1 protein-coding gene is annotated in these 288 nt (G+C 63.5%); it reads right to left on the minus strand.

What is annotated here, in order from left to right; all coding sequences use genetic code 11:
* The coding region (locus tag FS767_RS22125) for a CheR family methyltransferase (protein WP_305986788.1) at window positions 1–288 on the minus strand (288 nt) is incomplete at both ends.

The following is a 288-nucleotide window of genomic DNA, read 5'->3' on the forward strand; positions in this document are numbered from 1 at the left end:
GCCTTGCGAGGGAGATTCCAGCGCAGGGCCACGGGTTCGAAGCCGAAGCGATGCAGGGGATAGGCCTCGCTCTTGCCCAGCAGCAGATAGCCGCCAGGCCGTAGCGCGCCGTGCAATAGCTGCAGCACGAAGTCGATGGTCTCGGATTCGAGGTAGATCAGCAGATTCCGACAGCTGATCAGATCCATCGCGGCGAACGGCGGATCGAGCAGCAGGTCCTGGACCGCGAAGACCATGCGCTCGCGCAAGGAGCGCCGAACCCGATAGGCCCCATCGACGGCATAGAAG

This window comes from Pseudomonas sp. DE0010 (assembly GCF_007680745.1).
In the GTDB taxonomy this organism is placed as follows: Bacteria; Pseudomonadota; Gammaproteobacteria; order Pseudomonadales; family Pseudomonadaceae; genus Aquipseudomonas; species Aquipseudomonas parafulva_B.